The sequence below is a fragment of the Bacteroides acidifaciens genome, assembly GCF_903181435.1.
Lineage (GTDB): Bacteria > Bacteroidota > Bacteroidia > Bacteroidales > Bacteroidaceae > Bacteroides.
The window spans coordinates 387132-401395 of the sequence record NZ_CAEUHO010000001.1; the positions used below are offsets into that span (position 1 = coordinate 387132).

Genomic DNA, 14264 nt, shown 5'->3' on the forward strand with positions numbered 1-14264 from the left:
TTGTGTTTTTCCTCTTTTAAAGTGGTCTGTTTTTTAGATGTAATATACTAATTGTGTTCCTATTTTCATATTTGGGAATAAAACTTTCTTTGGGTACTTTATTATAAAGAAGTAAAACTGTACTTTTGCGTACAGTTTTATATATTTTAGAGATTCTAGAGAGATGAGTAACAGACAACTAGTAAAACTAGCTTTTTGTATATGTCTTTTTCCTCTGTTTTTTTCTTGTTCTTCAGAACGTGACGAAGGTAGTGAAGGAAGTGGGACATTACATGTGCAGGTTAATGCAAATCCCGAGGTGGTAGTGGGAACCAATACTCGGGTGAGTGACGGAACGGAACAGGAAGTTCCTGATGTAAATGATTTCTCTTTTTCCATATTTAAGGGAGAAACTCTTCGTGGTGAATGGGCAACTTTGGCAGATTTTTTTGCGGATGATGAACTGACACTTCGTCCGGGGAATTATACAGCGGTCGCTTCGTATAGCGATGTCAAAAATGAAGGATTCGAATTACCATATTTTGAAGGTAATCAATCATTTACTATATCAAAAGGTAAAACGACTGATGTGAAAGTGACTTGCTATTTAGCGAATGCAAAACTAAAGATTACTTATACGGATGCTTTCAAAGAATTCTTTTCTTCTTACTCTTCCGAGGTTACTTCTTCTTTAAATAATATAGTTAAGTATGAGCAGTCGGAAGAACGTTATGGATATTTTAAACCGGGAGAGTTGCAAGTCCGTACAACATTTCGCAAAAAGCAAGGTAGCAGTCAGGAAGTGACTGTGCAAGCAAAGACTTTTTTAGCAGAATCCCGTCATGCCTATATTTTGACACTGGATGTGGATGCAGGTTCATCAATGTTGAATATATCGTTTAGTGAGGATATTCCAAATCAGGAACCAATAACAATAGATATTTCTGACGAAGCGTTAAGTGCTCCCGCTCCTTATCTGAAAGCGAATGGATTTGGGACGGAAGCATTATCTGTCGTAGAAGGTAAAAGTGCCGAATCGTCACAAGTTTATGCATATTTGAATGCGGCTGGCGGGATTGCCCATTGTAATTTGACAACTCGCTCCAATACTTTGATTGAGCAAGGATGGCCGGAATCGGTGGACTTGGCTAATGTGCCTGCCGAGATTTTAGAAAAAATGCAAGAATTAGGATTGAAAATCGTAGGTCTAAGTGACAAGAAGGATAAGATAGCGATGATTGATTTTACGGATGTTATCCCTTTTTTGGAATATAAAGAAGGGGACGCAGAACATCTTTTCACTTTAAATGCGGTTGATATTCTGTCAAAAACGAATGAAGAACCGTTGGTTCTCAAGGTGAATAGCTTGGATAATAAGTTTGCAATTACTACTGGTTCTACAATTGCTTATGGTACGACCAAAGTGAATGTGGATATGATGCTTGATGGAGATCCATTAAAAGTTAATTATTGGTTGAAGGTGGGTGATAGCAAACAAGCTATTATTCCAAAGAAAATAAACTCTGATAAGGAGCAACATCAGCTAACTTTTGTTTTGCCTGAGTCACAGACTTCCATTTTGCAAATAGAGGCTAACTATCTTCGTCGGGTGAAGTCGGTAGAAAGTACTGTTGAAGCTCCATTGTATACACTAAGTCTGGCTTATCCTGGTGATGTTTGGACAAAGAAAGCAACAGTACAAGTGGACAAAAGTATTGAGGACGGTTGGGAATTTTTATGTTTTAATGACGGGAAAGAGATAAATCCGGTTTATAGTGTTGATAATACTTCTGTGTCTATGACCGGATTACCCGCAGGGAAGAAAATAGATCTTCGTATTGTGAAAAAGGATTTGGAAGGAGATATTGTTGCAGCTTCTGATGAATTGGAAATTAATACGGAAAGTGAATTACAGATACCTAATTCAAACTTTGAACAATGGTATGAGAAGTATGTATGGAAATCAGATAAAATAAGTGGTATTAGTAATGGAAATCAGGAAATATATACTGCATATCCTTATTTAGAAGGTGAAAATGAGCCGTGGTGGGCAACACGCAATGATTTGAGTACAGCAGAATCCGATGATCAATCTTATTTTTATAGATATTATCTGAGTACTACCTATGTTAATTCTAACCATTCTGCTAGCTCAAAAATTGGAATTTCGAATAAACCGTGTAACGGTGAATATTCTGCAGAAATAGCTGTTGTAGGCTGGGGGGCAGGAAGTACTTGTTCTAAAAAGAATTCTCCTAATTGTAAAAAGAAAACATCAGGTTGTTTGTTTATAGGACAATATGATAAACAATCAGGAGAACAATATGGACATATATTTAGTTCTCGTCCTACTCAGATGTCATTTATTTATCGTTTTCATTCTATAAATGGTGAATCTGCTTCTGCTGTTGTGAAAATAGAACACCGTGAAGATGATGGAAGTATTGTTGTATTAGGTGAAGGTATGTTGGAATTGACGAGCTCAATGGCTACTACTGTTGACACTCAGGGAATAGTTGATATTGAATATAAGAATACCCAACTTTCACCGACACACATATCTGTTGAGTTTTTGGCAAGCACTGCTTCTACGCCATCTGTGAACGGATATAGTGGCAGTTTGGGACTTTTTGCTGGATTTGGAGATACTAGAGCTATTGGTAATATTTTGGTTATCGATGATCTAGTTTTAGAATATGCAAACTAATTTACATTAAATAAAAAATGATATGAAAAAAATAATTCATCTGACATATTTGTTGCTGACTGTTCTGATAATATTAATGTCAGCTTGTGATCGCGAAAATATGGATTTTGGAAAAGAATCCAATGATTATGGACAAGTGAATTTGGCTTCTATGGGACTTTCGGTAAATGTAAATGCTACTCCGGTATCTCGTGCTGAAACAGTAGATCCCAGTAATTACATAGTAGGCATCTATAATGCAGAAGATGAAACTTTAGTTTCGGAATGGAAATATAGTGAGCTTCCTGAAATTTTTCAGTTAAAGGTAGGAAAATATAAAGTGATAGCTCATGCTCCTAATGTTGGCATAGCTTTATTTGATGAGCCTTATTGTGAAGGAACCAAGAATTTTGAGATTCAGAAGGACCAGGTTACTAATATTGAAACGGTTAACTGTACATTAAATTGTATTATGGTGACTATCCAATATGATGAGAATTTTAAGAAACTGTTAGGTGAAAATGTTACTATCACAGTGGCAACTAGCAAAGAACACTTTCTTAAATTTGGAAAAGATGATACTCGTGCCGGTTATTTTCCTGCAGCAGCAAGTGGTAATGTGATTGATGCGAAGTTTATAGGTGATCTTGATGATGAACTAAATGTGCCGATTAATAAATCCTTTCCCAATATAAATATTGGCTCTCAATTGATTATTACTTATACATTGCGGGATGCCAATGGTGATCCGGGAACAGGAGGAGCTGCCAATCCGTCTGTTGAGTATGATGTTACTTGTGATATTGTAGAGTTGGACGGTTCTGTTCATCCAGGGAAAGAGGAAGGGATAGACGACTTTCCAGTAGGAGGGAATGGGGAAGGCATTGATCCTACTGTGACAAGTGGCAATAAGAATTTCGATTTGAGTACTCCAATTGACGCAAACGTCTACAATGAAGAAACTGATGGTTCCGTTGTTGTGAATTTATTGGCTCCTAGAGGCATAAAAAATATGATTGTGGAGATTACAAGTACTGATAACGATTTTGTGGCAGCTGTAGTAGAATTATTTGGTGCTACGTCCTTTGATTTGGCAAACCCGCCGGTAGATGAGGATCATAAAAATAACTTGATTTCATTAGGTTTCCCAGTTGGGGATGAAGTGAAAACAACAGAGACGGTACCTTTCAATATTACAAAATTTGTTCCACTACTGCAGGTGTATCATGGCACGCATCAATTTAAGATTACGGTGAAAGATGTAACAAATGCATCTGCCACAGCTACCTTGACATTGAATACCAAGTAAAAGTGAGGTAAAGGAGTATGATGAAAAAGATTAATAAATATATCATTTTATCCCTGTTGGCTTTAAGTGGTTGTCAGAGTGATGAAAATGTAGGCTATGGTGGAGAAGGTACGCTTCGTTTGGGGGTACAGATGAAAAATGACTTGCAGGTAGTTGTTACTCGTTCTCTGACTGCCGATGAAGAAAGTGCCTTGGTAAAAGATTGTAAAATTCGAATTTATGATACGGATAAGTTGATTCGTAAATACTTGGGTACGGCAGAACTTCCGGAAGAAGGAATAACATTGCCTTCCGGCGAATACCGGGTGCGGGTGACTGCCGGAGATTATGTGGCTGCATCGTTTACCAAAAAGTTCTATGAGGGAGTTAAACCTTTCACTGTCGAGAGAGCAAAAGTAACCCCGGTAGATGTGATATGTAATATTGCGAACACAGTAACAAAAGTTGCTTTTGGTGAATCTTTGAAAACTGTTTTTAAAGAAGAATATGCTGTGTCAATAGCTGTAAAGGCAGAAAATGGAATATTGGATTTTAATGCGGATAACTTGGAAGCAATGGGATATTTTTCTCTTCCAGCCGATTGCGATACTTTGTTTTGCACATTTTCGGCAACTGATATTGCAGGACGTCCGTACACACAGGTTGATACTATTCCACAAGCGAAAGCAGCCACTCTTTATCAGTTGACTTATGAATATAAGGATATTGAGGTGGGAAATCCTGATACCGGAGGAGCTATTTTACATTTACGAGTGGATGCCACTCCGTTGGAAATCATTGAAGAAGAGGTTGTGTATTACCGTCGCCCGGTATTTACTGCTAAATATGGAGATGAAATCTTCAATCTGGATGCCACAAGTTATGTCGCTACTGAAAGTGGTTCGGATGTTACTATAAATATTACCGGCTCTTCTGCTTTGCAACAAGTGCTTCTTTCATCTGAACAGTTTCCTGAGTTTTTGGCAACAAGTGAAAATTCTTTTGACTTGAAAAATCTGACAGAGGAACAGAAAACTCAGTTGACGGAAGGTGGAATACTGATTGATGAAAATGCGGAATCCAAAGGATATGCATTGAATCTGATTCTGTCTGCTGATTTAATTCGAAAATATACGGTTAACGAAGGTGCTTATGCAATTAGTCTGACTGCGACAGACGCAAATAATAAGATGCGTACAGCAAACTGGAAGATGGTAGTTTCGAATGCTACCGTACAAACAGAACCTGTTCCGGTCTATGAAGTGTGGGCTACCAAAGCTACTCTGTATGGTACTGTTCTTCCTGGTCGTGAGCCACAAGGTGCATTAGCCTTCCGCTATCGTAAGGCGGATGAGCAAGATTGGAAAATAGTAGATGCCGTTCGTGACGGGCAGAACGTTCAGAGCGCATCTGCTGTGACGGGATTGCTTCCTGACACGAAATATGAATATCAATTAATGGATGGTGATGTACTATCTACAGTGGTCTGTACGTTTACTACGGAAAAAGCATTGCAACTGGAAAATAGTAGTTTTGAATATTGGTCAGGAAGTGTGCCTACCTATATTGCACCTTCATCTGCCGAAAGTGATATTTTTTGGGATTCAGGAAATCATGGCTCCAAATCTGCGAGTGTCGATATTACAGTTGCTGATGCTTCTATTAAACATAGTGGAAAATATTCTGCTAAGCTAACTTCAACAGATGCCAAAGTTTTGGGAATCGGACAGTTTGCAGCAGGTAATCTGTTTGCCGGAAGATATTTAAAAACCATAATGGATGGATTGAAAGGAAATGGTGTCTTAGGTTGGGGACGTCCTTTTACAGCCCGTCCGTCAGCTTTACGTGTCTATGTTAAGTATCGTCCTAAAGTAGTAACTAACAACTCCTTGCCTGAACAAGGACTGATTTCAGGGGAGCCGGATCAAGGAATCATTTATGTGGCTGTAGGTGATTGGCCTGGAACGGGTAGTGAATATATTTCAGGATATGAATGGGCTGTCGTTGCACAGACGGATTTTAATCATCCGGAAAACACACGCACTTTTGATCCGAATGATGAGAATATAATCGCCTATGGAGAGCGTGTTTTTACGGAGGATGTTGGCGGAGACACTGAAATGGCGGAGATTATCATTCCTTTGGATTATCGGGATAACACCCGTTTGCCCAAATATATCGTGATGGTTGCTTCTTCTAGTCGTTATGGAGATTATTTTGCCGGAGCTGTGGGAAGTATAATGTGGATAGATGATGTAGAACTAGTATATTAACCATTGATTATCAAATAAATATTGCACGTGAAAAAGTTTTTAATATATATCTTGTTAATAGTGGGTATGACTGCTCAAGCACAAGAGTTTAAACGTAATATAGAGGCTCGCACCTTTGTTCCGAAAGGGCAATGGATTGTTGGTAGTTCGGTTTCTTATTCCGAACATAACGAGCAGAACTATCAGTTTCTGGTAATTGATGGATTCAATTCAGATGGATATACCTTTAAGGTGAGTCCGATGTTTTGTTATGCATTTAAAGATAATGTAGCTGCCGGAGGACGTTTCTCTTATGGACGTACATTAACAAAATTGGATGGAGTGACTCTGAATATTGACGAAGATACCAAGTTTGATGTGAATGATATGTATCAATTGAAGCACACGTACAGTGCCATTGGAATTCTTCGAAATTATATCAACATAGGGACGAGCAAACGTTTTGCTCTTTTCGCAGAAACCAGATTGGAGGTTGGTGGAAGCCAGTCTAAAGTAGTCACAAAGGATAATACTTCACTAAGCGGGACGTATTCAAAAACTACAGATTTTGGCTTGGGAGTCGCTCCCGGTATTGTTGCGTTTATAAATAATTTTACGGCAGTTGAGGTCAGTATTGGAGTTCTTGGATTGGATTTTAGTAAGGTAAAACAAACTACAGATCAAGTGTATGTCGGAGAGCGTTCGTCGGGTTCGGCAAACTTTAAAATTAACCTATTCTCTATTGGATTAGGTATAGCATTCTACTTATAAGAAGGAAATAATGAGTCGATTAATCTATATATATGTAATGGTTGTGTTGGCTAGTGTACAAATACTTTCGGCACAACAACGGGATACAGTTATAATACGTGATACCATTTATTTGGATAAAGCGGAATTGGAGAGAAAGAAAGATATTGTAGAGAACACTAACTTGATTCATATCAAACCAATCGGACGCTTTGATCGTGGAATTGTAAGTTATCGGTTTATTCCTAAGAAAAAATGGATTGGTGGTCTTACTTTCTCCTATGTTAATTTTGATAGTGATGACAGCCGTTTGCTGTTCTCCATGTTGAAGGATTTTGATTGTAACTTTAAAATGTTTTCAGTTAAGCCTTTTGTTGGTTATGCAGTGAAGGATAATGTTGTAGTCGGAATGAAGCTCGGATATAATCATGCAATTGCTGATTTAGGAAATATATCGCTTAATATTGATGAAGAGTCGGATTTCTCATTAAGTAATATGAGATATGCGGAAGACTTGTATTCCTTTGGCTTGTTCCACCGTTCGTATGTCGGGCTTGATAGGGGAAAATTATTCGGATTATTTAATGAGACGACATTAACGTATTTGAATGGGACATCGAGTTTTGCCAGAGGAGAAGGAGCGGAATATAAGCGGACGGATACAACGATAAATGAATTACATTTGGGTATCAATCCGGGCATCTCCGTTTTTATAACACAGAATGTTTGTGCAGAGCTTTCTTTTGGAGTAGTGGGTTTCAAATATAGATTGGAGAAACAAAGCAATAATTTGGGAGAAACTGGAAAACGACGGTCTAGCGGTGCTGATTTTAAGATCAATCTGTTTAATATAAATATTGGTTTAACTTTTTGCATGTAATGGTGATGCGTATTATATATAATTTATCTCTTAGTGCAGTAATCGTATGTTTACTGCAAAGCTGTATCAAAAATGATATAGGATATCCGCAGATTGCATTATCTATTATAGAAATGCAAGTGACTGGACAGCAAGGGAATGCTGTTATTTCCGAAGATAACCGTACAGTCACACTTAATATAGAAGAGACGCAGGATTTGAAAAAAGTTCAGGTTACTGCTTTTACTGTGACGGAAGGTGCTGAAAGCACACTTGCGGTGAACGATATTATTGATTTGACGAGTCCTTATAAAGTAACATTGTCACTTTATCAAAATTATCAGTGGAGTATTTTTGCTAAGCGTAATATAGATCGAACTTATAAACTCCAAAATCAAGTCGGGGTATCTGATATTAATGAAGAACAGCGGTTGGCTGTGGCTTATGTGACAAAAGATACAAAGTGGAGAGAGCTGCAATTGCTTGAACTGAAGTTGGGACCGGTAGGAGCTACTTATAATGGAAGTACTGAAATACCTTCTTTGAATTGGACTGTATATTCCAATTACGCTTCTGCCAAAATTTTGGTGAAATATAAAGATTTCTTTGAAGAAGAATGGGAAGTGCGTGCTTATCGTAAAGATAAAAATGCTGAAACGAAGCAGGCAGATGGATGGGTGAATGTAGCATGGTTATATGGTGAAGGGCTTGAAGGAGCGGATAATGGGTTTGAAATCCGTGAGACTTCCGCACTTGAATGGCAAAAAGTAGATAAATCTTATATAACATTTGATGGAGCAGCATTTACGGCTTGTGTTCCACACCTAAAGGCGGAGACAGAATATATTTGCCGAGCTTATTCAGGAACTGACTATGGTACAGAACTTTCCTTTACAACAGGAAAGGCGGTAGAAATTCCGGGTGGTTTGTTCGAGGATTGGAGTAAAGAGGATAAGGGCAATAACAAGATACTTTGGAAACCATGGGCAGAAGGAATGGAGAAAGGGTATTGGGATACGGGTAACAAAGGTGCTACTACTGTTGGTACCAGTAATACGATTCCGGTGCTTGATACATGGAATGGCTTGGGTAAGGCTGCACAGTTGAAATCTGTTTATATTGTATTGAAATTTGCTGCTGGTAACTTGTTTGTTGGAGATTATTTAAGAACAGATGTTACTGATGGAGTTCTTAGTTTTGGCAAGCCATTTACAGAACGTCCCACTCGTCTGAAAGGACATATTAAATATACAAGCGTAATTATCGACAAATCAACTTCTGAATTTAGTTATTTGAAAGGTAGACCTGATTCTTGTTATATTTATGTCGCTTTAGGTGATTGGGATGAACCTGTGGAAATTCGAACTAAGAAGAGTGAGCGTAAATTGTTCGATAAGAATGACCCGAATATCATTGCTTATGCGGAATTCATTTCCGGAAAAACTATACCTCAATACACAGAGTTGGATTTACCTTTAGTTTATCGTTCTACTAGCCGTGTTCCTAAGTATCTGGTGTTAGTATGTACGGCAAGTAAGTATGGTGACTACTTTACTGGGGGAGATGGCAGTACTCTGTGGGTTGATGATTTTAGTTTGGAGTATGATTATGATGATTGATTTTTTATCATTTTTTTCTCGAAATATACGCTTTCATTAGTTTAAAAGGAACGGGGTCTTGGTTTTAAACCAACGCCCCGTTCCTTTTAAAGGAAGAGGATGTTCCTTTAAAAGGAAAAATCAGACTTGATTTTGCTAGAATAAAACTATTTATTTATAATTTTTGGAACTTCGACTTTGTATATATGTTTTTGAAGGAAAAGACTGAAATGTAAGCTTTCAAACAAATATAACGATAGGCTAGGACGAAATGAGTGAAACTGTATCAGTAGGGAATAAAACTATGTGGGATGAGTTTGTTCAAACCTTGTGCGGTTTTGAACTAATTGTGCCGAAAATTACCAAAGCCTCAATAAAGTTTAGTTCTCCTCCTTCACATCCTTCACGGATGGTAATCATCTGTTTGACAGGTGTTTTCTGTGAACAAATAAAGAAAAGTCTTTTCTTCACGCCCTTCACGCCTTCACAATCCCCACAGTTTGCACTTTCACAGCCCGTAATCTTCGCATCGGGATTGTCAATCTTAGCAAATTGAACAGCTTGCATCCAAGAAGCTGACTGGAGTTGTCCATCTAGTCGACTGAAGTTGTCCAATCAGCCGACTATAGTCAGCCAGGTAGACAACTATAGTCGGCGATTAATAAATAGAAATAAAGTATACGATAAGACGGTAGTTTATCAGTAATAAGAAGGCTGATTCTTAATATTGGTAATGAATAAATATTCATAGCTGTCGGGAATATAATACAAAAAAGACTCCCGCTCTTCCTTTCGGAAGGCGGGAGTCCTAAACTATAGCTTACTATATCTTATAGGCTGATTATACGATACCTTGTGCCATCATTGCTTTTGCAACCTTCATAAATCCGGCTACGTTAGCACCCTTCACATAGTTCACGTATCCGTCAGCTTCAGTACCATACTGAACACAAGCTTCGTGGATATTCTTCATGATGCTCTTCAGTTTTTCGTCCACTTCTTCTGCGCTCCAGCTCAGTTTGATAGAGTTCTGAGTCATTTCAAGACCTGATACAGATACACCACCGGCGTTGGCTGCTTTACCCGGAGCGTAAAGAATCTTGGCATCCTGGAATACTTTGATAGCTTCCGGAGTAGAAGGCATGTTTGCACCTTCGGAGACGGCCATCACGCCATTGGCAACCAATTTCTTAGCGTCATCGCCGTTCAGTTCGTTCTGAGTGGCAGAAGGCAAAGCGATATCTGCTTTTTCGCCCCAAGGACGAGCTCCTTCAACGTATTTGCAACCATATTTTTCAGCGTATTCACGGATACGGCCACGGTACAGGTTTTTCAGTTCCATGATGTAATCCAGTTTTTCGCGGTCGATACCGTCCGGGTCGAAGATATAACCGTCAGAGTCGGACATAGTCAGAACCTTGCCACCCAATTCAAGTACTTTTTCTGCTGTATATTGGGCAACGTTACCCGAACCGGAAATCAGGCAGGATTTGCCTTTCAGGTCAGTACCTTTAGTTTTCAGCATTTCCATCAAGAAATAGATGTTACCGTAACCGGTAGCTTCCGGGCGAATCAGTGAACCGCCGAATTCGCGACCTTTACCAGTGAATGTTCCGGTAAATTCATGAGCCAATTTCTTGTACATACCGAACATGAAACCTACTTCACGACCGCCAACACCGATGTCACCGGCAGGAACGTCAGTCTCAGGGCCGATGTGGCGCCACAATTCCAGCATGAAAGACTGTACGAAACGCATCACTTCCATGTTTGACTTTCCACGCGGAGAGAAGTCGGAACCACCTTTACCACCACCCATAGGCAGAGTAGTCAGTGAGTTTTTGAATGTTTGTTCAAAGGCAAGGAACTTCAAGATAGAAAGGTTCACAGATGAATGGAAACGGATACCGCCTTTGTATGGGCCAATCGCGTTGTTGTGCTGAACACGGTAACCCATGTTTGTCTGAATGTTACCTTTGTCATCCATCCAAGTCACGCGGAACTGATATACTCTATCAGGAATACACAAACGCTCGATCAAGTTTACTTTGTCGAACTCAGGATGTTTGTTGTATTCTTCTTCAATAGTAGAAAGAACTTCTTCTACTGCTTGATGATATTCCGGTTCATTGGGAAATCTTCTTTTCAGATCGTCTAATACCTTTGCTGCATTCATAATCTTTTTTCTTTTATTGGTTGTTTTAAAATTCGATTATCTATTTCTCTTACGCGGTTGCAAAAGTAAAGATAAAAAATGAACTAACAAACATTTTATAAAGAAAAATGCGATAAAACATCAAATTTGATATTTTATCGCATTAAAAATAGGAAAAAAGATATTTATTTGTTCTTCTTGATCGACTTAAAGACAGGAATAAAGACTAATGCTGCCGAAATGACAAGCATTACTAGGGTCATCCCATCAATTCGTTCGGCTTTGGTAAGAACTAAATAGCAAAGCGCTAACCAAAGAAGGCTGATGCAAACTATTTGTGATTTGGATAAAGGCCTTTTCATTTGCTTTCTTTTTTCTTCTTGTCCACGATGGCGTCAATCACGGCTACAGCGGTGATATTGACGATGTCGCGTACGGAACTTTCAAAGTCAGTGAAATGGATAGGCTTGTTCAGTCCCATCTGGATAGGACCGATAAATTCTGTATCGGGGTCCATTGCCTGTAACAACTTGTATCCGGCATTTGCAGAACTCAAGTTCGGGAAAATCAGTGTATTCACATCTTTGCCTTTCAGACGGGTAAACGGATACTTGGTATCACGCAATTCGCGGTTCATGGCAAAGTTGACCTGCATTTCACCGTCGATAGCCAGTTCGGGATACTCCTTTTGCATGTAGTTTACAGCTTCGTGTACTTTTACAGGGCTTCCCGTAGTGTCAGCACCGAAGTTCGAGTAAGACAACATTGCCATTGCCGGAGTATGGTTGAAGAAGCGCACTGTCTTGTCGGACAGTTTGGCGATGTCAATCAGTGTTTCGGTATCCGGGTGGCGGTTAATCAATGTATCTGCCAGGAAGTAAGTACCTTTCTTGGAGTTCAGGATATGCATGGTTCCGAAATGTTTGAATCCCGGTTGGATGCCGATTACTTCTTTGGCAACTTTGATAGTGTTGCTGTATCTTGTATAAAGTCCGGTGATGAAGGCATCGGCATCTCCGGTTTCTACCATCATCATACCGAAGTAGTTGCGTTCGAACATCTTGTCGTTGGCTTCCTCGTAAGTGAAGCCTTCGCGTGCACGCTTTTCCGCCAGGATGCGTGAATAACGTTCGCGGCGGTCTGCTTCGTCCGGATGGCGGAGATTGACGATTTCGATGCCTTCGAGGCTGAGGTCGAGTTCTTCCGCCAGTTTGCCGATTGCTTCGTCGTTTCCTAATAAGATAGGATGACAGATACCTTCGGCTTTCGCTTCAACGGCAGCTTTCAGCATGTTGGGGTGGATACCTTCGGCAAATACCACACGTTGCGGATTGCGGCGGGCGGTATCATACAGTTGACGGGTCAGTTTGGATTCATATCCCATCAATTCGCGCAGGTGTACACAATATGCATCCCAGTCCTTGATTTCGGTGCGGGCTACTCCGCTTTCCATAGCGGCTTTGGCTACGGCACAGGAAACTTCGGTGATAAGACGCGGGTCTACCGGTTTCGGGATGAAATATTCCGGGCCGAAAGAAAGGTTGTTTACGTGGTAGGCTGCGTTTACGACATCCGGAACAGGCTGTTTTGCCAGGTTGGCGATGGCGTGTACGGCAGCAATCTTCATTTCCTCGTTGATAGCTTTGGCGTGTGTGTCCAATGCGCCGCGGAAGATATATGGGAAACCGATAACATTATTGATTTGGTTCGGATAGTCGGAACGGCCGGTTGCCATCAATACGTCGGGACGGGCTGCCATAGCTTCTTCGTAAGAGATTTCCGGCGTAGGATTGGCCAGTGCAAATACGATAGGCATCGGAGCCATGCTGCGTACCATGTCCTGACTCAGTACATTCCCTTTCGACAGACCGAGGAATACATCGGCGCCTTTGATAGCTTCTTCCAGTGTGTGGACATCCGTGCGGTCGGTGGCAAAATATCTCTTCTGTTCGTTCAGGTCGGTACGTGCTTTGCTAATCACACCTTTACTGTCCAGCATGACGATATTTTCGAGACGTGCACCCAATGAAACATACAATTTAGTACAGGAAACGGCAGAAGCGCCGGCACCGTTAACGACGATTTTCACATCTTCGATTTTCTTTCCGGCTACTGTAAGCGCGTTTACCAGTCCGGCACTGGAGATGATAGCTGTTCCGTGCTGGTCGTCGTGCATCACCGGGATATCCAGTTCTTCTTTCAGGCGGCGTTCGATTTCGAAACATTCCGGAGCTTTGATATCTTCCAGATTGATGCCACCGAAAGTAGGAGCGATAGCTTTCACTGCTGCGATGAATTTTTCCGGGTCTTTTTCGTCTACTTCGATGTCGAATACGTCGATGCCTGCATAGATTTTGAAAAGCAGTCCTTTGCCTTCCATTACCGGTTTGCCGCTCAATGCGCCTATGTCGCCCAGTCCGAGTACGGCTGTACCGTTAGAGATAACGGCAACAAGGTTACCTTTCGCAGTGTATTTATACGCGTCTTGTGGATTTTTCTCTATTTCGAGACATGGCTCTGCCACGCCGGGAGAATATGCGAGTGCTAAATCAGTTTGTGTACTATACGGTTTGGTAGGAACTACCTCAATCTTACCGGGTTTGCCCTGTGAGTGATAGAGCAAAGCGGCTTCTTTGGTTATTTTAGCCATGGTATCTGTATTTTTATTAATAAGTTATCATTTGGCTGCAAATGTAG

At 40.3% G+C, this 14264-nt stretch carries 9 protein-coding genes; 6 read left to right on the forward strand and 3 right to left on the reverse strand.

The features are described 5' to 3' along the window. Positions 1 to 163: 163 nt before the first annotated feature. From CLIN57ABFB40_RS01590 to CLIN57ABFB40_RS01615, 6 genes are all read left to right on the forward strand, one after another. A complete protein-coding gene (locus CLIN57ABFB40_RS01590) occupies positions 164 to 2686 on the forward strand; it encodes a DUF4493 domain-containing protein (protein ID WP_175628602.1) in 2523 nt (840 codons plus the stop codon). 22 nt (positions 2687 to 2708) lie between these two features. Next, on the forward strand, positions 2709 to 3974 hold the full coding sequence (locus tag CLIN57ABFB40_RS01595; protein ID WP_175628603.1) for a DUF4493 domain-containing protein: 1266 nt from the start codon (positions 2709 to 2711) through the stop codon (positions 3972 to 3974). A gap of 17 nt (positions 3975 to 3991) precedes the next feature. Next, entirely contained in the window at positions 3992 to 6226 is a 2235-nt protein-coding gene (locus CLIN57ABFB40_RS01600; protein WP_254871678.1) for a DUF4493 domain-containing protein, read from the forward strand. Between the two features lie 66 nt (positions 6227 to 6292). Next, a complete protein-coding gene (locus CLIN57ABFB40_RS01605) occupies positions 6293 to 6976 on the forward strand; it encodes a hypothetical protein (RefSeq protein ID WP_175628604.1) in 684 nt (227 codons plus the stop codon). Positions 6977 to 6986: 10 nt separating this feature from the next. Further along, a complete protein-coding gene (locus tag CLIN57ABFB40_RS01610) occupies positions 6987 to 7835 on the forward strand; it encodes a hypothetical protein (RefSeq protein WP_254871679.1) in 849 nt (282 codons plus the stop codon). Next, the gene (locus tag CLIN57ABFB40_RS01615; RefSeq protein ID WP_175628605.1) at positions 7835 to 9433 is read left to right on the forward strand and encodes a PCMD domain-containing protein; all 1599 of its coding nucleotides are present in this window, start codon (positions 7835 to 7837) and stop codon (positions 9431 to 9433) included. Before CLIN57ABFB40_RS01610 ends, CLIN57ABFB40_RS01615 begins: the two co-directional genes overlap by 1 nt. 300 nt (positions 9434 to 9733) lie before the next feature. Here CLIN57ABFB40_RS01615 and CLIN57ABFB40_RS01620 read toward each other — a convergent pair whose 3' ends face one another. The 3 genes from CLIN57ABFB40_RS01620 to CLIN57ABFB40_RS01630 all read right to left on the reverse strand — a co-directional run bounded on the left by CLIN57ABFB40_RS01620 (position 9734) and on the right by CLIN57ABFB40_RS01630 (position 14217). Then, positions 9734 to 9979, reverse strand: coding sequence for a hypothetical protein (locus CLIN57ABFB40_RS01620; RefSeq protein ID WP_175628606.1), 246 nt, complete (start codon positions 9977 to 9979; stop codon positions 9734 to 9736). Positions 9980 to 10253: 274 nt separating this feature from the next. After that, positions 10254 to 11588 carry an NADP-specific glutamate dehydrogenase gene (locus CLIN57ABFB40_RS01625; protein ID WP_175628607.1) on the reverse strand — a complete coding sequence of 445 codons (1335 nt, stop codon included), beginning with the start codon at positions 11586 to 11588 and terminating at the stop codon, positions 10254 to 10256. A 337-nt stretch (positions 11589 to 11925) separates the two neighbouring features. Then, complete coding sequence (locus tag CLIN57ABFB40_RS01630) at positions 11926 to 14217, reverse strand: NADP-dependent malic enzyme (RefSeq protein ID WP_175628608.1); 2292 nt, start codon at positions 14215 to 14217, stop codon at positions 11926 to 11928. Positions 14218 to 14264: the final 47 nt, after the last annotated feature.